Below are 18,507 nucleotides of genomic sequence, written 5' to 3'. Positions count from 1 at the left end.
CGTGGCTTCAAACCTTGTCTCCGTAACCTGCTGTCAGACTCTGTCCGTTGTATTGAAATCAGTCGAATTTCGGCCAATAAAAGCGCGTCGCTTCTCCAGCCTGAACCTGTTTGTTCCAGCCCACCGCATCCACCATCTCACCCATCTCGTTATATTCCGGGTAAGCCAGGCCGCGCTCACGGCAAAACTCGACAATGATCGGATTAGACCACTCAAACAGGGTATACGCGAGCTCTTCCCGCGGCAGGCGGGACTCGGCATACAATCCCGCTTTCATACGCTGATGCTGGGCTTCCACCAGGATGATCCCGGCCGCAGTGGATACATTCAGCGATTCCACCATACCCATCATCGGCACGATGATGTGTTCATCCGCCAATTCCTGCCCCTCTTCGCTGACGCCGTACTTCTCGGCGCCCATCAGGATTGCACAGGGTTTGGTGTAATCAACCTCGCGGTAGTCCACCGCTTTGTCGGACAAGTGCGCCGCATAGATCTTCATGCCCTTGGCACGTACCGTATCGGCAGCGTCCTGAAAGGTCTCATGGCAGCGCAGTTTAACCCATCGGTCAGAGCCCCGTGTTGTGCCACGAAAGAGTGGATACCCCTCCTTCGGGTTTACACTGTGAATCTCATGGATTCCCACCGCATCGGCATTGCGGATCAACGCGGCCAGGTTGCGGGGTTTATGCACACGGTCGGCGATCAGGGTCAGGTCCGGCTGGCGACGCAACAGCGTGGCCAGCAACTTCTGCTGGCGTTCAGGGGTCATGACAAACTCGATCTGAAATAGACTCGCCACCTTACCAAAGGGACAATTTTTTTCCAGTTATCCCGGGGCCTGTGCGATAATATGCCCCCATTTTATACTTGGTTGTACGGATTACATCATGAGCGACTCAGCAAAAATTATCGCCTACCAGGGCCAACCCGGCGCGTATTCCCACCTGTCCTGCACCCGTGCTTTTCCGGAGATGGAAGCACATGCTTGCGAAACTTTTGCAGAAGCGATGTTTATGGTGGAAGACGGCAAGGCTGAGCTGGCGATGATTCCGCTGGAGAACTCCACCGCAGGCCGCGTAGAGGAGATCTACCGCCTGATGCCAAAAACCCAGCTGCACATCGTGGGTGAGCACTTCGAACCGGTAAACCACTGCCTGCTGGGCCTGCCGGGTACCCAACTGGAAGAGCTGAAAACCGTCTCCTCCCACCCGCAAGCACTGGCACAGTGTCTGGAACACACCAAAGAGTTGGGCCTGGAACCTGTCGCAAGCCTTGATACCGCTGGCTCTGCTGCGGCACTGGCGAAAGCGGGCAAGAAAGAGTTCGCAGCGATTGCCTCCAGCCTGGCCGCTGAACTCTACGGTCTGGAAGTGCTGCGTGAAAACTTCCAGGACAAAGCCGGTAACACCACCCGCTTCCTGATCCTGTCCCGTGACAAGGTTGTGCCTGAGTTCAACCCAAAGAATAAGTACATGACCACCATCATGTTCACCGTACGCAATATTCCAGCAGCGCTGTATAAGGCGCTGGGTGGTTTCAGTACCAACGGCGTAAACATGGTGAAGTTGGAGAGCTATATGGCATCCGACACCATGACCGTGTCCAGCTTCCATTTGGATGTAGAAGGCCACGTCAACCAGAAATCGATGCAGTATGCGCTGCAGGAGCTGGACTTCTTCGCCCGAGAGGTGCGTATCATGGGGACCTACGCCGCACACCCATTCCGTTACCGCGAAGATGTGATCGTCGAGTAAGCACCTGCAATATATACAACGACAGAATAATTAAAACCTGTTGTTTTATAGACCAAAGTACAGTGTTGCACTGCAGCATTCCGTACCATACTGAAATCGTGGTTTAGTGATTTCTTCGATGAACACTTTCCGCATCCCATCTTCAACTCTGTCCACTCGCAGAGTTAACACAGATTCTGCCCCTCCCGTTTGGGAGGGGTCTTTTTATCCGCAACTCCCACCGCCACCAGCAGCCCTGTTTGGCATCCGGCACATCTCGTCATTATCCTTACCATACACACTTCAGCGGGCCAGCCATTCAATTCATAGCTTTGAGATGAATTGATGATGAACTGCATTACAACGCTGGACAGAGAAACATATGGCAAATAACATATTCGAAATTTCATATATAACCCCAATATTTCTGGAGTATATCCATGGGCATCAAAGTAGGTATTAACGGTTTTGGCCGCATGGGCCGCCTGGCACTGCGTGCGGGCTGGGACTACCCGGAGCTTGAGTTTGTACAGATCAACGACCCGGCAGGTGATGCCGCCACCTTTGCCCACCTTCTGAACTTCGACTCCGTGCACGGTACCTGGCAGTACGAAGCCACAGCTGAAGGCGATAATATCCAGATCGGTGACCAGACGCTGCGCTTCAGCAGCAACAGCACCATTACCGATACGGACTGGTCCGGTTGTGACCTGGTGATTGAGGCCAGCGGTAAGTTCAAGCAAGTGGACGTTCTAAACACCTACCTGGATCAGGGCGTACAGCGTGTGCTGGTCACCGCGCCGGTAAAAGAGGAAGGTGCACTGAACCTGGTGATGGGCATCAACCACGACCTGTTTGACCCGGCGCAACACCGCATCGTAACCGCCGCCTCCTGCACCACCAACTGCCTCGCGCCGGTTATCAAGGTTGTACATGAGAAGCTGGGCATCCGTCACGGCTCCATGACCACCATCCACGACATCACCAACACCCAGACCATTCTGGATGCACCGCACAAGGACCTGCGCCGCGCCCGCGCCTGCGGCATGAGCCTGATCCCAACCACGACCGGATCTGCCAAGGCGATCACCGAGATTTTCCCGGATCTGAAAGGCCGCCTGAACGGTCACGCGGTGCGTATTCCACTGGCTAACGCATCCCTGACCGATATGGTATTTGAGCTGGAGCGCAGCACCACCATTGAGGAGGTGAATGCGCTATTTAAGGAGGCAGCAGACAACGAGCTGAACGGTGTTCTGGGTTACGAAGAGCGCCCGCTCGTATCCATCGACTACCGTACCGATCCGCGTTCCAGCATCGTGGATGCGCTTTCCACCATGGTGGTGAACGGCACCCAGCTGAAAATCTACGCCTGGTACGACAACGAGTGGGGGTACGTAAACCGTACCGTTGAGCTGGCGAAGCACATCATGGCGGCAAGTTAATGATCAGCGCTATCTCCAATTTATCGGCGGAGGTACGCCAATACCTCCTCGTAACCGGCAACTACTGGGGATTCACCCTCACCGACGGCGCCCTGCGCATGTTGGTGGTGCTGCATTTCCATCAGCTTGGCTACCGCCCGCTGGAGATCGCGCTGCTGTTCCTGTTCTACGAGTTCTTCGGCATCGTCACCAATCTGGTTGGCGGCTGGCTCGGTGCACGCATCGGCCTGAACAAAACCATGAACATCGGCCTCAGCCTGCAGGTGATTGCGCTGCTGATGCTTACAGTGCCGGCCAGTATGCTCTCCGTACCTTGGGTGATGGCGGCACAGGCGCTGTCGGGGATCGCCAAAGACCTGAACAAGATGAGCGCCAAAAGCTCGGTGAAGCAGCTGGACAAGGCCAAGGTGGACGGTCAGGTGGAAGGCCATCTATACAAACTGGTCGCCATCCTCACCGGTTCCAAGAACACCCTGAAAGGTGTGGGTTTCTTCCTGGGGGGGGCCCTGCTCACCCTGGCAGGCTTTGCAGGTGCCGTCTGGATCATGATCGGCGGCTTGTCACTTGTGCTACTGCTGAGCCTGATCAAGCTGAAAGAGGATCTGGGCAAGGCGAAGCGTAAACCCAAGTTCTCCGAAGTGTTCTCCACCAGCGCGGCGGTCAACAAACTGTCTGCGGCGCGCCTGTTTCTGTTTGGTGCCCGTGATATCTGGTTTGTGGTCGCCCTGCCGGTTTACCTGAGCAGCGAGTTTGGCTGGGATCACTGGGCGGTAGGTGGCTTCCTCGCCAGTTGGGTGATCGCCTACGGCTTTGTACAAGCCGCAGCTCCCTGGATCACCGGCCGTCGCAGCGGCAAGCATCCGGATGGGATGAGTGCATTAGGCTGGGCACTGGCGCTCACGGCAATCCCAGCGCTGATTGCTCTGGGACTGGATCTGAATCCACAGCTTATATTGCTGGGCGGTTTGGTATTGTTTGGTGTGCTGTTTGCCGTCAACTCATCACTACACAGTTACCTGATCGTGAGTTACGCCAAGGAAGATGGCGCCTCGATGGATGTAGGCTTCTACTATATGGCCAACGCCTCCGGTCGCCTGGTGGGCACTCTGCTGTCCGGCTGGATGTTTCAGGCCTATGGTCTGGAAGCTTGTCTTTGGGTATCCGCGCTGTTCCTGCTAATCACCAGTGGATTATCGCTGGCATTGCCACGCCATCAAGCGTAAGCAGTTATCACGGGGTAGGTTCAAATGCCCGCCCCGGTTTCAAATCACTTTCTAAAGTACATGTCACTGAGTCAACAGGTCTCAGTCTCCTGAACGTCACTCGTCTCAGTCTGCCCCTGTAACGCCTGTTTCAACTGCGCTTCAGGCATCGGTTTGCCGAACGCCCAGCCTTGTCCAAAGCGGATACCCGCCTCCTTCAAGGCCTGGTGTTGCATATCGTTCTCGATCCCTTCTGCGACAATCACTGCATCCAATTCTTCAGCAATAGCCACAATGTGCGGTACCAGGCTGGAGCGGATACTGCCCTCTTCGATGTCAGTCACAAAGCTGCGATCCATCTTCAGGATATGGCAGTTGGTTTTCTTCAACTGCACCAGGCTTGAGTATCCAGTCCCAAAGTCATCGATGGCAATCAGGTAACCGGCATCAACAAGCGTCTGAAACAGGGAGCGAAACTCGGTATCGTGCAGTTCCGCATCCTCGATGATTTCAAGAATTGGTTGCACATTCATGCCTCGGAAGTAGTCGCTCTTGATCAGGCAGTTCACATTCTGTGCGGTGATATCCTGGGGAAACAGGTTCACACTGACCCTGAAATGATCTGGCAATGAGCCAATGCTTTGCAGTCGTGCAGCCACATCGCGCAACATAAAGCTCGTAAATGCCCAGGTCATCCCCTGCTGTTTGATGACCGGCAAAAACTGGTCCGGAAACAGCGGGCCAGAGGAATCTCTGTATCGCGCCAGCGCTTCGCAACCGATCACGCGTCCGGAGTTCAGATCCACAATTGGCTGAAACTCCGCATAAAAAGAGCCGCTATGAAATCCCCTCTGCACTCTCGCCGAGAGAGACAGGTAACGGGTAAGTGCACGATTCAACAAGGCGAAGAGACAGAGTGACAACAGGAAACTCAGCGCGCTGATCAGTGCAATGGATGATTCGTAGAGACGGATAAACTGCCCCGGCGTCAAACGTGATGCAATACAAACCGGATGCGTTGCACTGCACGACTTATAGTCCCTCACCATCGATAACGGCTTGGATAGCGTAGCATCCACATCTGTGATCAGTTGCTTCTGGCCCAGCAAGTGGTAGTAGGTGCTGTTGCCAAACAGTGAGATCTCCCACTGATATTCCGAGGGGATATCACTCTCCAGATCTTCCGGGCGTATGACCGCATTGAAATCGCCCTTCTTTAGCAGTATTGCCTGATACGCCTCATCAAACAGGATCAACCCGTGTTCGACCCACACATCGAATGCCTTTGCTTTGAAGGTCGGGTCGGAGCCGAAGAACGGGGCTGGGAGAACTCCCATTCCAGTGGTACACACTAAGTTTTCGCCCTCAAAGTACCCTACATCCTTGATCAACTGGGAACGAAATACCGCCTGTCGCATACGCAGCAGCGTGATGTTGGTGCAACTGGAATAGGATTCGGTATTGAGGAAGTCCAAGGCCATGACCGCGTCATCAAACACACCTTCGATCATGGTCAGCACACGGGAAGCCGATGTTTTCTGCTTTTCGGTAGCCTCGGCACTGATAAGCAAAAACAACCCAAGGAAAATGGCCGCTCCAAACACCACACTGATGATCAGGATAAAAAGATCCGCTCGTTTTTTGAGCAACTGCACAGCCTGGCATCCTGTAAGAATCTTCGAATAATAGCGCTAGACTAGTACAAAGCGGAACGCCCATTCAATTATTAATTAGCGCCTGCAGAGGATACATTCCAGCGCAGACCTAACCAACAGGTTAAAACAGCAAGATCAAATTCCCGGTTTATTAGGAGACAAGCTCTGCAGCGTTTCTCGCGTCAGTTGCACCTGCGTACGTGCCGCACCATTCAACGGCGCCTGCATTAAGAAATTGTCAAAAGCGCTCACCCAATCCACCTTTTCACTGACATTCTCCACGAAGCGCTCATCGCGCTCCAATCCCAACAGCTGATGAGCATGTGTCATCAGCGAAAACGTTTCGATCCCCACACGGCCCTGCTGCAAAAGAAACTGCGCCGCACCACGCAACTCAGCAGCCGATGCCCGATGTGGATTGAACTCACTGCCCAACGCACAGGCCAGGTCACAGCCCTGCACACCAATCTGGTGCGGCATCACCGGATTGAACCCCGTGCTATTGCTGGCTATCAGCAACAGCTGACGCACGTAGTCGTCTAGTACTCCGGTGACCGATGCCTGCTGCCGGTTAATCCCCTGCTCACGCCCAAGTGCACTTACTGCCTTTGCCAGGCTGTGCTTGACGCCTAACCCGGTAATCGTTTGCACCAAGCTGCTGTTGCTCTGCCCCCACCCCAATATCTGCTGCTCCACGCCCCACAGCTGCGCCATCGATACATCCGATATCAGGAAATTGTTATCCAGCCGTGTGGCGATGCCGCCTACGCCAAAACGAATATCCACCATTGCCTGGATATCGTAACGCATCATTTCGTGGGCAACCTGACGGGTACGCTCTTCAAAACGCAGAAAGTCAGCCGCCGTTTCCCGCATAACCGCTTCCGGTGCATCGAAGATTTGCTCGTAATCCGGGATTGCCCAGCGGCTCAACAGAGATTCTTCCGGTCCGGTCAAAGCCATCACTGCTTTGGGTCCGGCCCCACTGGCGCTTTTCACCGCTAACTCCTGCTCAAACATCTGAGCAAAACCACGGTCTTGCTGCAGTGGGTCAAAACGAACAGGGTCATTAGATAAAACGGGCATCGGTCTGTTGAGTTGCATTCATCACCTCCGGATCGGGTAAAGGCAAATCAGCAAATCTCAGGCCAAATTGATAAGTCTTTGAACAACAAAAGAAATGAAAAGAGAGGCGTAAAAACGGGCATTGGGGAACGGCAATGCCATGCCGTCCCCGACAAGAATCAGAGTTTGCCTTGCCGCTCGGCGCGTTCGACGAGCTTTTTCAAGACGCGTGATACCGCCACAAAACCGAACGTTGCGGTAACACAGGTCGCCGCACCGAAACCGCCGGAACAGTCGAGACGGGTATTGCCGTCGGTGATGCTTTTCTGCTGGCAAACAGAACCATCCGGTTGTGGATAAACCAGCTGTTCGGAGGAGTACACACACTCCACCGCAAAGCGACGGCCACTCTTGCTGAAGCCGTAATGGCGCCGCAGGTAGTTGCGTACCTTGGCCGCCAAAGGATCTTGGGATGTTTTGGACAGATCCGCCACTTCCACACGGGTTGGATCGGTCTGCCCCCCGGCGCCACCGACAGTGACAATCGGTATCTTGCGGCGGTTACAGTGGGCGATCAACGCGGCTTTCTCCTTCACGCTGTCGATTGCATCCACCACATAATCAAAATCGTTGGTGACCAGTTCAGGAATATTGTCGCGGGTGATAAAGTCTTCCACCTCATCAATCTGGCATTCCGGGTTAATCAGACGTATACGTTCCGCCATCGCTTCCACCTTGGAGCGGCCGATATTGCCATCCAGTGCGTGGATCTGACGGTTGGTATTGGTAATACAGATATCATCCAGGTCGATCAGGGTGATCTTGCCGATCGCCGTACGGGCAAGGGCTTCGGCCACCCAGGACCCCACACCGCCAATGCCCACAACACACACATGGGAGCGACGGTACAACTCGGTGGCATCATTGCCATACAGGCGGCGGGTGCCACCAAAGCGGTTATCAAAGTCGGACACGATATTGCAGTTCTCTGTAACCTATTGCACTCAGAAATCTTCGTCGGTCAGTTCAGTCACAATGACCTCACCGCATTTGTTGCACTTGCCTTCGATAAAGATTGTTTCGTTGAGTTCGTACTCAACCGGTTCGCCCATGCCGAGGTTGGCTTCCATACAGTTATCGCACCATGTCTGTTCCAGAAAAGCTTTCTGCTCCTCTGCGTCACGGGCAAAAAAGTCGCGTTCAATGCGTTCGCTCATCGCTCAACTCCGGCTGTGTTTCAGAAGACGCCAATCATACTGTGATCTATTTGCGGCTACCAGCTTCCTCGCCGTCGGGCAGATGTTGCTGAATGCGTGGCCATATCAGCGTCCAGGGCTCGGCATACTCTTCTGCAATCAGATCACGGCAATCCTGATCAAACAGCTCGCCCACCTCCGGCAGGCAGGTGAACCGATAGTGCTCCCCCTGAAAAGGAAAACTCAGGCTGTAGGCGTGCAAATAGGTGCGATCGGTCGGGGTATCGCTCTGTTCGTGGTAGAGCGGATCACCGATGATAGGCGCACCGATGCTTTTCAAAGCGACGCGGATCTGGTGGGTTTTTCCGGTCAGAGGCTTCAGCAAAAACAGGCGGATACCCGGCTTTAGTGAAGCGCTGAAGAACTGGGTAACGGCGGGCCTGATTTGGGTTTTCGCCAGACGCCAGGCGCCACGGCGGGCACGGGTCATATCCCCGATGATCGCGCCCTGTTTTTTCTTTGGCTTGCGGTCTGACAGCGCCAAATAATACTTCTCGACCAGATGTTCGCTGAATGCACGGGAGAGTTCTGAGGCTGCGGTATGATTGCGGGCAAACAACATCAGACCGGAGGTCACCTTATCGAGCCTGTGCACCGGCATCAGTTCGTCATAACCCTGATCTGCCTTAAGCTGCATCGTCAGCCCTGTATCTTCCTGGTCCTTGTGAACGGAGAAACCCGGCAACTTGTCGATCAGTACGAACTCTTCGTTTTCCTCAACGATGCGGTACATGGATCTGGCCTCAAAAAAATGGGGATCTTGCGGCAGCTCTTTATGAATTGCAATCCGCTTTGTCATACATATTTTAAGGAACCTGCGAATAAGTCCGAGACTTTCTCTGCGGTTGATAAAACAGCTTAATGCGCGAAAGGAAGCGTAGCGGAATGACAAGTCCTTTCCAAGCTTCCTGACAAAGCAGAAAGCTGTTTTAGCGACCGCCCTTAGGGGCATTCATAGCAATCCGATCTCCGCGTTAGCGGTTTTCGCCAGGCAACCAGCATGGCTGTAACCGCAGCCTTGATCTCGAATCGCTCTGAATGCCAGAGGTGTTTCGGACTTGTTCGCAGGTTCCCTAAGTTTAGCTGCCGTTATCCCCTAGTCAGGGAATAATCCGTACAATTTGTTTGTCTAGGTATCCTTTCGCCAATAACCGGCAGGAAACAACGCATTGGTAAATCCAACGACTGTAGAGGTTGATCCGCTCTACTATCTGCATAACTTCAATCAGCTCCTCAATACCATCGAGGAGCTGCATCTGGACCTGCTGCACGATGATGACCGTCAGTTGCTGGCAAGCTATCAACAACTGTCACAACCCGCACAGCAGCTATACATCCGCCTGATCTGCCGCCGGGCAATGCACTTTCGCCACGACAAGCTCAACTACCCAGAGATCCAATCGCTGGAACAGGCCGCTAATGAACTGGATCGCCAGAATTTACTAGTAATCAACCCGACACTAAGCGCCCACGAACTGGGCAACCTGATGACGGCGCAAGAGCTGAAATTGGCACTGCAACAGAAAGGTTCGTGGCGCAAAGCGGAACTGACCGAGATACTCGACTCACGACTCGAAGACCAGCCTGCCGACGCGACACAATGGCAAACACTACTACCCGAACACGTCTATCAGCCTTTAGGGCGTGAAAGCATCGAGCGCTTTCGCCTGATCTACTTCGGTAACCTTTACCAGGACCTTTCCCAGTTTGTGGTGACCGATCTGGGGCTGATGCAGTTCGAACCTTACCCTCTGGATCGGGAAACTCGTGCCTTTAACACCCCCGCAGCGCTGGACCGGTACCTGCACCTTCAACGTATCAACGAATTCCTGGAGGAAGGCGGGCTTCCGACCAAAGATATGCTGACAGTGATGAGTGCCACTACAAATTGCCAGCGCTTGGAACACAAGCGTAATCGCCTGATAAAAGCCGCCGGTCAGTTGCTGGAACGCAGCGGCGAACTCAAATCGGCTATTACCCTGTATCAAAGCGCCACCCTGCCACCAAACCGGGAACGCTACGTCCGCACTCTGTTTAAGGCAGAACTATATACCGAAGCGCTTCATGCCTGCGAATCCCTGGCTGCGCAACCGCTCAACACAGAGGAGGAGGCATTTTGCGAAAGTTTTGCACCTCGCATTAAACGCAAGCTGGGTGGACCTCCGGTATCTAAAAAGAACACCAACTTTCAAAGTGAGCAGCTCAGCCTGACGGATACCGGCAATCGTGTGGAAGAGCAGGTCATCACCCACTATCAGTCACTTGGTTTCGAGGGTGTATGGTGTGAAAACGAGCTGTTCAACGCCCTTTTTGGCCTGCTGTTCTGGCGGCAGATCTTCACCCCCCTGCCGGGAGCGTTCAGTCACCCTTATCAACAGGCCCCACTGGACTTTAACAGCCCGGATTTTGCCAAACGGCGCGAAGAAATTTTCAATGCCCGCCTGAACGCACTGGAAAACCTTGATCTTTATGATGAAGCGATCAGGCAGGTTGCGAAGAGCGATGGGCTCGCCAATCCGTTTATAAACTGGAAACGCTTTAACCCGCACCACTTGGCGACGCTGTGCGAGAGAATTCCTGCCAACCTGTTGCTGCAGATCCTGCGACGTATCTGCTTCGACCATCAGGCCTACCGCTCCGGATTTCCTGACCTGTTCGTCTGGCATCCCCACACAAGTGACTACTTGCTGGTCGAGGTCAAAGGCCCGGGCGATCAGTTGCAGAACTCCCAGAAACGCTGGTTAAAGGTATTTGAGGAAATCGGTATCCACTATCGGATCAGCTGGGTTTTGCGACCGGCGTAAAGCCACAGAACTTTTCAACGCCTTTCCTGGAGCCTGTTGGGTTTGACCGATCGTTACGAAGAGACGGCAATTTGAGGTAGATTTTTCGGTCTTTCGAGGCGAATAGCGAGCTATTCAACGAGGAAGAGCGGGAAATATGGCCGAATTCGACTTTTCCGCAGTAGATTAGCGTTAAGCCCGACAGGCTCCTATGGTCTAAGCTGACAGAGAGTCATAAGGGAGGTTTTGTTATGCTGCAAGCGATTGAAGTAGGCCCTACCGATCCTATCCTGATGATGCTGGCGCAATACCATGCCGATCCCAACCCGGAAAAAATCGACTTAGGCATCGGTGTCTATCGCGACAACAAAGGACGCACCCCCATCCTCAAGGCGGTCAAAGAGGCCGAAGCGATCCTGCTCAAGGAGGAGGTCAGCAAAGCCTACCTGGGTCCGGCTGGCGACCAGCGCTTTAACGACCTGATCACCGACCTTCTACTGCACGATCCGTTACGCAACCATCCGGACATGGCGCAAAACCTGTGCACACTGCAAACACCCGGTGGAACAGGGGCACTGCGTGTTGCGGGTGACCTGATCAGGCAGGCCAACCCGGGCGCTACCCTATGGCTCTCCAACCCGCCCTGGGTGACCCACCGTCCCATCTTCAGCTCAGCCGGTTTGCGCCTGGGTTATTACCGTTACTTTGATCCAGCCACCCGGGGCCTGGACTTCCTGGGCATGATGGAGGACCTGAAAGATGCCGCCCCCGGCGATGTGGTACTTATCCAGGTTGCCGGCCACAACCCCTGCGGTTGTGACCTGAATATCGAGCAGTGGGAGTTACTCTCGCGGCTATTGGCCGATCTGGGCGTCACTCCGCTGCTGGACCTGGCCTATCATGGGCTATGTACCGGTCTGGAAAGCGACTTGCTCGGCTTGCGTGTGATTGAGCGTAACCACGCAGAATGGATGCTTACCTACTCTGCATCAAAAACCTTTGGCATCTACTTTGAGCGCACCGGGGCCCTGCTGATCAAGTGCAAGGAGAAAGCGATCTGTGACGATGTGCGCAGCGAAGCCCTGAACCTGATCTGTGGGAATTATTACATGCCGCCGGGACACGGCGCGTCGGTGGTACGTTCTATTTTGGAAAGCGAAGAACTGGATCAGATGTGGCGCAAGGAGCTGGAGAAAGCGCGTCACCGCATTTCGAAATGCCGTAAGCTGCTGACTGACTCACTAAACGGCACCACCGCCTGGCACTATGGGTTTCTTAATCATCAACGTGGTATGTTCAGTTATCTTGGCCTGAACGAGGCTCAACTATCGGAGCTGCGGGAAAACTACTCGCTCTACGTTGGTACAGGTGGACGCATCAACGTCGCAGGCATTAATGAGAAAAACGTGGAAAGGATTTGTGAAGCGTTAAAAGCGGTACAGGGATAATATGTGGGACAGGGATTACATCCCTGTCACCTCTTTAACGAACGGAATCGTCACTTTGCGCTTAGCGCTGAGTGATGCCTGATCCAGCTTATCCAGCAAGTCATACAGGTCTTTCATATCGTGGCTGGTATGGGAAAACAGGTACTTCACCACGTCCTCAGCCAAGTGGATACCCCGGGAAGCAGCGCGTCGTACAAACACATCGCGCTTAAATTCTTCTGCCAGTGGGTGAATCTGAGAGGTGATCCCCCAGGTCATACGTGATAGCAGGTCTGGCAGTTTAACGCCCAGCTTCTGCGGCGCGGCATTTGCAGCCATCACCAAACAGTTGTTTTCCTGGCGCATGCGGTTAAAGAAGTGGAACAAGCCCTCTTCCCATTTTGCGTCACCCACAACCGTTTGCACGTTATCGAGACAGACCAGATCCAGACGCTCCATCCCTGCCAGAACTGACGGTCCCATCAATTCCAACTCATCCAGCGGCAGGTACGCTGCGCTGCGCTTCATATCCTGTGCCTGGTAGTAGCACGCTTGCAACAGGTGCGTACAGCCCACCCCTTCATCACCCCAGATGTAAAGAAATGGTTCCCCATCACCACCAGCAGCGGCTTTCAACGTCGCACACGCAAGCTCATTGCCCTGCGGGCCAAAGTTCTCAAAGCGCGTATCATCGCGCAGGCTAACGCTGAGAGGAATCTGAAACGGAATATGACTGTTCATTTAAGAGATCGAACTATCCTCGGGCTTTTCATGGGCATAAAGACTGCTTCCTTTATAACCTTCATGCAGGTGGCGTAGCAACACCATTATCACTGCGGCTACCGGCAATGCCAGCAACACGCCCACGAACCCAAATAACTGGCCCCCTGCCATGATGGCAAAAATGACCGCAACCGGATGTAAACCTATTTTATCACCAACCAGCAGCGGGGTAAGCAACATCCCTTCCAGCATCTGTCCGATGGCAAAAACCAGAGCCACCCATAAAAGGACGGTCGGGTCATTAAACTGGATAAGGGCGGCTATCAACGCTGCCGCGATACCGATAATAAATCCCATATAGGGAACGATACTCGCAAGGCCCGCCAGCATACCAATAAGCAGCGCGAGATCAAGTCCTACGATCCATAGGCCTATTGCATATACCACTCCAAGTGCAAACATCACCAGCAGCTGCCCTTTCATAAAGGCACCAAGCACCTCATCACACTCTCTCGCCCATAGCGAAACGCGCGGCTCAACATTGCGCGGCAGCAGACGCTGGATCTTCTCCATCATCACGTCCCAATCGCGTAGCAGATAAAAAGTCACAACCGGGATCAACACCATATTGGCCGCCCAGCCCGCAAGAGCTAGCCCGGAACGGGTAATACCCGCCGCAATCTGTGCCATGATGTCGCCGGTCTTCTGCCAGTCTTTCAGGATAAGCTGCTTCAGCATGTTCAGATCAAAGGCGCTCGGATCAATCCCCATGTTGACCTGTAACCACGGTAGGAAGCGCGACTCGACCAAATGGAAGACTTGAGGGATCTGCTGCACCAACACCTGAATCTGGCGACCGAGGTTGGGCAAGAACAACAAGAAGATCATGGTCATTACGACCGTCAGAAATGCAAAGACAATTACAACTGAGGTGGTACGGGAGCATCCCCAGGCTTCAAGCCGATCGGCCATCGGATCGGTCAGGTAGGCCAGCAGTGCTCCTGCCAGAAACGGCGTAAGAATAGGCGCCAGCAGATAGACACCGCCGCACAATACCAGCGTTACAACGAGCAAAAACCAGCGTTGTGATCCGGTCAGCATCATCTGTTATCTCAGCCAGCGATAGTTTAGGGTCAGCCCGGTCAGACTTTCGCCGGTGGTTTCTGCCGGAACCAGTTGCGGCTGCAGGCTCAGGAGCTGCTCCAGCTGCTCGAGATTACCGTCCAGTTCAATCGACAGCTGCAGCGTATTCTGCTGCATTGCCACCGTATGCACCGAAGTCACGGCTGGCAATGAGCGCATGTAATCAACGATATCAATATAGTCTGACAGAGTGTTTACGTTACTGATACGCACTTCCAAACCCTCCAGACGGTAGCTGTAACCGCTGCTGGTCAACGCGGAAAACAGTTTATCGGCGGTCTGATCGATTACGCTCGGCAGTTCACTATTGATCGCGCCAGACCCGGAAAAACGCTGTACGTCTTCACCACTGATCAGCAGCCACTGGTAACTCCAATTGCCGGATGATGTCTGAATCAGACGCCCGGCCAGAATCGCATCCGCCTTGTAGCGTGCCGACGCGTCCGAGATAGAGGACTCAAATAACCCCCACAGATCGCTTACCGGCAGCGTGCGCTGATCGGCCAGATCAAGCAGCGGCAGGCGCAGAGGCAAACCACGCTTGGCAGCCGCGGCTTTGATCTCGTCGTAAATATACCCGTCGGGTGACAGGTAATCGCGTTGTCCCTGCTGCTGAGCCGCCAGCCAGACCACAAGTGAAGGACGAATCGCCCCCAGTGGCTTTTCACCTGCCGATACCAGCAGGTTATCCACAGCGACCTGATCAAAATCGAGTTTCAGTATATAAGCGACTTGGGCCTGACCATCGGCTTCAACTGCCCGTTGCGCGGCCCGATAACCAAACTGCTGCAACATCTGTTTGGCATTGCGGGAGCCTTCCAGAATGCTTGGCTGCGAGAGAATATCGCGGCTGCCGGCCACTTTGACCAGTACGTCCTGCAGCCCCTGTCGCACCAGCTTGGTGGATGGTTCGCCGTATTGCTGGGCAACCAGCTGCTCGCTACTGTAAAGATCTTCCGCCACACCAGCCGCGACAAAAGGACTGATCAGAAGCAGAAAAGAGAGGAAAACGACACGAATACTATCCATGAATCGGCTCAAATCACGCGAATCGACTAATTTCGGTCCTAAACTTTATCACAACATGGCCCGGCTACCATCAAGCTGATAGAATACACGCGAAAATTTATCTCCAATTGTCCTCACGTAGGTGAAAGGTTTACTACTCCATGTCTACCGGTTCTGACAACACTTCTCTGAGCTATAAAGATGCTGGCGTTGATATCGACGCTGGTAACGCCCTGGTTGACCGTATCAAGGGTGTGGCTAAAAGCACTGCACGTCCCGAAGTTATGGGCGGTCTGGGTGGTTTTGGCGCACTGTGCCGTATCCCACAGGGTTACAACAAGCCAGTACTGGTTTCCGGTACTGACGGCGTAGGAACCAAACTTCGCCTGGCGATGGATCTGAAGAAACACGACACTATCGGTATCGACCTGGTAGCCATGTGTGTAAACGATCTGGTTGTTGCCGGTGCTGAGCCGCTGTTCTTCCTGGACTACTACGCAACTGGCGCACTGAACGTTGATACTGCAGCAGACGTTGTGACCGGCATCGGCAAAGGCTGCGAGCTGGCAGGCGCCGCACTGGTAGGTGGTGAAACCGCAGAAATGCCAGGCATGTACGAAGGCGAGGACTACGACCTGGCCGGCTTCTGCACCGGTGTTGTAGAAGAAGACGAGATCATCGATGGCTCCAACGTTAAGGTTGGCGACACTCTGATCGGCCTGGCATCTTCTGGCCCTCACTCCAACGGTTACTCCCTGATCCGCAAGATCATCGAAGTACGTGGTGCAGACCTGAACGAAACCATCGATGGCAAGCCACTGGCTGACGCCCTGATGGAACCAACCCGTATCTACGTGAAATCCCTGCTGAAACTGATCAAAGAGAGCCAGGTTAACGCCTTGTCTCACATCACCGGTGGCGGCCTGCTGGAAAACATCCCTCGTGTACTGCCGGCAAGCGCTAAAGCAGTTATCGACCTGAACTCCTGGGAACTGCCAGCCGTATTCCAGTGGCTGCAGACACAGGGCAACGTTGAAACCACCGAAATGTACCGCACCTTCAACTGCGGTGTGGGTATGGTGATCTGTGTACCAGCAGAAGAAGCTAACAACGCCCTGAACGTGCTGAAAGCAGCTGGCGAAGACGCGTGGGTCATCGGCTCTATCGAGAATGCAGCTGACGGCGAAGAGCAGGTAGAACTGCGCGGCGCGGAGGCCTAATTGATGCCAAAGCGGATCGTTGTCCTGATCTCCGGCAGCGGCTCCAACCTTCAGGCAATCATCGACGCGACCCAGAGCGGTCGCATCGATGGAGAAGTGGTAGCAGTTCTAAGTAACAAAGCCGGCGTGTTCGGCCTTGAACGCGCAGCCAACGCCAACATCCCAACTGAAGTACTGGACCACAAAGCCTTTGATTCCCGCGAAAGCTTTGATGCTGCAATGATGGAGCTGATCGACAGTTATAACCCGGACCTGGTTGTACTGGCAGGCTTCATGCGCATTCTGACACCAGAATTTGTGCGCCACTACGAAGGCAAGATGCTCAACATCCACCCTTCCCTGCTACCAAAATACAAAGGCCTGAACACCCATCAGCGTGCGTTGGATGCGGGTGATCAGGAACACGGCTGTACTGTCCACTTTGTGACCGAAGAACTGGACGGCGGCCCATCACTTGTTCAGGGACGAGTAAGCATCGAACTGGATGATACAAGTGACAGCCTGCAGCAGAAGGTGCATGTTCGCGAACACCAGATCTACCCTCTGGCAGTAGAGTGGATCTGTGCAGAGCGCGTAAGCTGGTCCCCGGAAGGCCTGCTCTTCGACGGACAGCCAGCTCCAGCAGAAGGCATTCAGTTCCAGCCATAACGGCATCCACGAGACAAGGATTACACCATGAGAAAGACGATCACTCACCTGTGCACAGCCACGCTGGCGACTGCGATCATCTTTAGCCCTGCAATCTACGCGGCAGACTCAGGTGCAATCCAAGCCTTCCAGGCCACCTACAGCGTGGTTTCGGAGGGCTCCGTCTCACTGAAAGGCGAAAGCACGCGCAGCCTCAGCCAAAACGAACAGCAGCAATGGCTGCTGCAGTCACAGGCTTCAGCGCTTTTCGCCAGCATTAAAGAATCCAGCCGGTTCTCTTTGGATCAAAACAGGATCACCCCCCTCCAGTACACTTACAACCGCAAGGTCCTCGGCAAAACCCGCAAGGCCAATTTGAGCTTTGACTGGCAAACCCAGACTGTAACCAACGATGTAGAAAACAAACCCTGGAAAATGGAGATTCAGCCTGGCGTACTGGATAAGCTGAGTTACCAGCTGCAGCTCCAGACCGATGTAGCCGCGGGAAAAAAAGAGTTTACATATGCAGTGGCCGACGGCGGACGCCTGAAAACCTACAGCTTTGCCGTGACCGGCGAGGAGACCATCGAAACCCCTGCAGGCAACTTCAAATCGATTCGGGTTGAACGTATCTACAAAGACAATAAGGACCGCCAGACACTGATCTGGTTTGCCCCCGCACTCGACTTCCAGCTTGTAAAACTCTTCCGCCAGGAGAAAAAGGATAAAACCTACTCCCTTCTCCTAAAAAAGACCGACAGCTAACACCAAAGTCCCAATCCGCGCGCGCACCAGCCATCACCCGCACCCTTCCATAGCACTTTTCAGTCAGCGCAACTTCAGGCGGAGCCACACCACAACAACCCTGTGGAAAAGCTGTGTTTAGACACAAGAAACCACTCTGAATCAGAGTTATTCACACACGCTATGAATGTTGTTTATGATATTTTTGCCCTGAATTAGAGCAGAAGAAATGGCGTCCCATAGGGGGTTCGAACCCCTGTTACCGCCGTGAAAGGGCGGTGTCCTAGGCCACTAGACGAATGGGACGCATAAGACTCTTTCGAGTTATGAAACTTCAGACACTAAAATAACTTACTTATAAATCAGTGAGTTACCTATATTTTGGTGGGCTTTAAGCCTACCTCCTGAAGACGGGGCGTATGATACCCCAGGCAGATTTTACGTCAATACTTTTTTTCACATTTTTGACATTT

The 18,507-nt window shown here is 53.8% G+C and carries 17 protein-coding genes and 1 tRNA gene; 8 read left to right on the top strand and 10 right to left on the bottom strand.

Going from position 1 to position 18,507, the window contains the following annotated elements:
* Nucleotides 1–58: 58 nt before the first annotated feature.
* Nucleotides 59–772 carry a tRNA (guanosine(18)-2'-O)-methyltransferase TrmH gene (gene trmH, locus QKW35_RS08740; RefSeq protein WP_282352377.1) on the bottom strand — a complete coding sequence of 238 codons (714 nt, stop codon included), beginning with the start codon at nucleotides 770–772 and terminating at the stop codon, nucleotides 59–61.
* Nucleotides 773–890: 118 nt separating this feature from the next.
* Here trmH and QKW35_RS08735 point away from each other — a divergent pair, with 118 nt between their 5' ends.
* The 3 genes from QKW35_RS08735 to arsJ all read left to right on the top strand — a co-directional run bounded on the left by QKW35_RS08735 (nucleotide 891) and on the right by arsJ (nucleotide 4,404).
* Complete coding sequence (locus QKW35_RS08735) at nucleotides 891–1,757, top strand: prephenate dehydratase (RefSeq protein WP_282352376.1); 867 nt, start codon at nucleotides 891–893, stop codon at nucleotides 1,755–1,757.
* 419 nt (nucleotides 1,758–2,176) lie between these two features.
* A complete protein-coding gene (locus QKW35_RS08730) occupies nucleotides 2,177–3,181 on the top strand; it encodes an ArsJ-associated glyceraldehyde-3-phosphate dehydrogenase (protein WP_282352375.1) in 1,005 nt (334 codons plus the stop codon).
* A complete protein-coding gene (gene arsJ / locus QKW35_RS08725; protein WP_282352374.1) occupies nucleotides 3,181–4,404 on the top strand; it encodes an organoarsenical effux MFS transporter ArsJ in 1,224 nt (407 codons plus the stop codon). Before QKW35_RS08730 ends, arsJ begins: the two co-directional genes overlap by 1 nt.
* 71 nt (nucleotides 4,405–4,475) lie before the next feature.
* Here arsJ and QKW35_RS08720 read toward each other — a convergent pair whose 3' ends face one another.
* The 5 genes from QKW35_RS08720 to QKW35_RS08700 all read right to left on the bottom strand — a co-directional run bounded on the left by QKW35_RS08720 (nucleotide 4,476) and on the right by QKW35_RS08700 (nucleotide 9,092).
* Nucleotides 4,476–6,038, bottom strand: coding sequence for an EAL domain-containing protein (locus QKW35_RS08720; RefSeq protein WP_282352373.1), 1,563 nt, complete (start codon nucleotides 6,036–6,038; stop codon nucleotides 4,476–4,478).
* A gap of 135 nt (nucleotides 6,039–6,173) precedes the next feature.
* Nucleotides 6,174–7,142, bottom strand: a complete 969-nt coding sequence (locus tag QKW35_RS08715; RefSeq protein WP_282352372.1) for a hypothetical protein — start codon at nucleotides 7,140–7,142, stop codon at nucleotides 6,174–6,176.
* Nucleotides 7,143–7,282: 140 nt separating this feature from the next.
* The gene (gene tcdA / locus QKW35_RS08710) at nucleotides 7,283–8,077 is read right to left on the bottom strand and encodes a tRNA cyclic N6-threonylcarbamoyladenosine(37) synthase TcdA (protein WP_425607994.1); all 795 of its coding nucleotides are present in this window, start codon (nucleotides 8,075–8,077) and stop codon (nucleotides 7,283–7,285) included.
* 30 nt (nucleotides 8,078–8,107) lie between these two features.
* Nucleotides 8,108–8,320, bottom strand: a complete 213-nt coding sequence (locus QKW35_RS08705) for a hypothetical protein (protein ID WP_282352370.1) — start codon at nucleotides 8,318–8,320, stop codon at nucleotides 8,108–8,110.
* A gap of 46 nt (nucleotides 8,321–8,366) precedes the next feature.
* Nucleotides 8,367–9,092 (bottom strand): TIGR01621 family pseudouridine synthase, encoded by a 726-nt coding sequence (locus QKW35_RS08700; RefSeq protein WP_282352368.1) that lies wholly within the window; start codon nucleotides 9,090–9,092, stop codon nucleotides 8,367–8,369.
* A gap of 436 nt (nucleotides 9,093–9,528) precedes the next feature.
* On the opposite strand from QKW35_RS08700, the gene QKW35_RS08695 reads away from it, so the two are divergent.
* Complete coding sequence (locus tag QKW35_RS08695; protein WP_282352367.1) at nucleotides 9,529–11,163, top strand: VRR-NUC domain-containing protein; 1,635 nt, start codon at nucleotides 9,529–9,531, stop codon at nucleotides 11,161–11,163.
* 230 nt (nucleotides 11,164–11,393) lie between these two features.
* On the top strand, nucleotides 11,394–12,590 hold the full coding sequence (locus QKW35_RS08690; protein ID WP_282352365.1) for an amino acid aminotransferase: 1,197 nt from the start codon (nucleotides 11,394–11,396) through the stop codon (nucleotides 12,588–12,590).
* A gap of 15 nt (nucleotides 12,591–12,605) precedes the next feature.
* Here QKW35_RS08690 and hda read toward each other — a convergent pair whose 3' ends face one another.
* Genes hda through QKW35_RS08675 form a run of 3 tightly spaced genes read right to left on the bottom strand, consistent with a single transcriptional unit; the run spans nucleotide 12,606 to nucleotide 15,464 of the window.
* Complete coding sequence (gene hda, locus QKW35_RS08685) at nucleotides 12,606–13,310, bottom strand: DnaA regulatory inactivator Hda (RefSeq protein ID WP_282352363.1); 705 nt, start codon at nucleotides 13,308–13,310, stop codon at nucleotides 12,606–12,608.
* Entirely contained in the window at nucleotides 13,311–14,396 is a 1,086-nt protein-coding gene (locus QKW35_RS08680) for an AI-2E family transporter (RefSeq protein WP_345774488.1), read from the bottom strand. It lies immediately after the preceding gene.
* A 3-nt stretch (nucleotides 14,397–14,399) separates the two neighbouring features.
* Nucleotides 14,400–15,464 (bottom strand): DUF2066 domain-containing protein, encoded by a 1,065-nt coding sequence (locus QKW35_RS08675; RefSeq protein ID WP_282352361.1) that lies wholly within the window; start codon nucleotides 15,462–15,464, stop codon nucleotides 14,400–14,402.
* A 140-nt stretch (nucleotides 15,465–15,604) separates the two neighbouring features.
* Here QKW35_RS08675 and purM point away from each other — a divergent pair, with 140 nt between their 5' ends.
* The 3 genes from purM to QKW35_RS08660 are packed head-to-tail and all read left to right on the top strand — an operon-like array spanning nucleotide 15,605 to nucleotide 18,055.
* Entirely contained in the window at nucleotides 15,605–16,663 is a 1,059-nt protein-coding gene (purM, locus tag QKW35_RS08670; protein WP_282352359.1) for a phosphoribosylformylglycinamidine cyclo-ligase, read from the top strand.
* Nucleotides 16,664–16,666: 3 nt separating this feature from the next.
* The gene (gene purN, locus QKW35_RS08665) at nucleotides 16,667–17,311 is read left to right on the top strand and encodes a phosphoribosylglycinamide formyltransferase (RefSeq protein WP_282352357.1); all 645 of its coding nucleotides are present in this window, start codon (nucleotides 16,667–16,669) and stop codon (nucleotides 17,309–17,311) included.
* 27 nt (nucleotides 17,312–17,338) lie between these two features.
* Entirely contained in the window at nucleotides 17,339–18,055 is a 717-nt protein-coding gene (locus QKW35_RS08660) for a DUF3108 domain-containing protein (protein ID WP_282352356.1), read from the top strand.
* A 209-nt stretch (nucleotides 18,056–18,264) separates the two neighbouring features.
* Here the strand turns inward: QKW35_RS08660 and QKW35_RS08655 are convergent.
* A tRNA-Glu gene (locus QKW35_RS08655) sits at nucleotides 18,265–18,340 on the bottom strand.
* Nucleotides 18,341–18,507 lie beyond the last annotated feature (167 nt).

The organism is Pontibacterium granulatum (genome assembly GCF_029961155.1).
GTDB lineage: Bacteria > Pseudomonadota > Gammaproteobacteria > Pseudomonadales > Balneatricaceae > Pontibacterium > Pontibacterium granulatum.
The sequence above is the reverse complement of the archived record's forward strand: the minus strand, read 5'-3'. Positions and strand labels throughout refer to the sequence as shown.

Excerpts from the sequence above, each read along its gene's own strand:
- trmH (WP_282352377.1), bottom strand. The coding sequence starts at position 772 with ATGACCCCTGAACGCCAGCAGAAGTTGCTGGCCACGCTGTTGCGTCGC.
- QKW35_RS08735 (WP_282352376.1), top strand. The coding sequence starts at position 891 with ATGAGCGACTCAGCAAAAATTATCGCCTACCAGGGCCAACCCGGCGCG.
- QKW35_RS08730 (WP_282352375.1), top strand. The coding sequence starts at position 2,177 with ATGGGCATCAAAGTAGGTATTAACGGTTTTGGCCGCATGGGCCGCCTG.
- arsJ (WP_282352374.1), top strand. The coding sequence starts at position 3,181 with ATGATCAGCGCTATCTCCAATTTATCGGCGGAGGTACGCCAATACCTC.
- QKW35_RS08715 (WP_282352372.1), bottom strand. The coding sequence starts at position 7,142 with ATGCAACTCAACAGACCGATGCCCGTTTTATCTAATGACCCTGTTCGT.
- QKW35_RS08705 (WP_282352370.1), bottom strand. The coding sequence starts at position 8,320 with ATGAGCGAACGCATTGAACGCGACTTTTTTGCCCGTGACGCAGAGGAG.
- QKW35_RS08700 (WP_282352368.1), bottom strand. The coding sequence starts at position 9,092 with ATGTACCGCATCGTTGAGGAAAACGAAGAGTTCGTACTGATCGACAAG.
- QKW35_RS08690 (WP_282352365.1), top strand. The coding sequence starts at position 11,394 with ATGCTGCAAGCGATTGAAGTAGGCCCTACCGATCCTATCCTGATGATG.
- hda (WP_282352363.1), bottom strand. The coding sequence starts at position 13,310 with ATGAACAGTCATATTCCGTTTCAGATTCCTCTCAGCGTTAGCCTGCGC.
- QKW35_RS08680 (WP_345774488.1), bottom strand. The coding sequence starts at position 14,396 with ATGATGCTGACCGGATCACAACGCTGGTTTTTGCTCGTTGTAACGCTG.
- QKW35_RS08675 (WP_282352361.1), bottom strand. The coding sequence starts at position 15,464 with ATGGATAGTATTCGTGTCGTTTTCCTCTCTTTTCTGCTTCTGATCAGT.
- purM (WP_282352359.1), top strand. The coding sequence starts at position 15,605 with ATGTCTACCGGTTCTGACAACACTTCTCTGAGCTATAAAGATGCTGGC.
- purN (WP_282352357.1), top strand. The coding sequence starts at position 16,667 with ATGCCAAAGCGGATCGTTGTCCTGATCTCCGGCAGCGGCTCCAACCTT.
- QKW35_RS08660 (WP_282352356.1), top strand. The coding sequence starts at position 17,339 with ATGAGAAAGACGATCACTCACCTGTGCACAGCCACGCTGGCGACTGCG.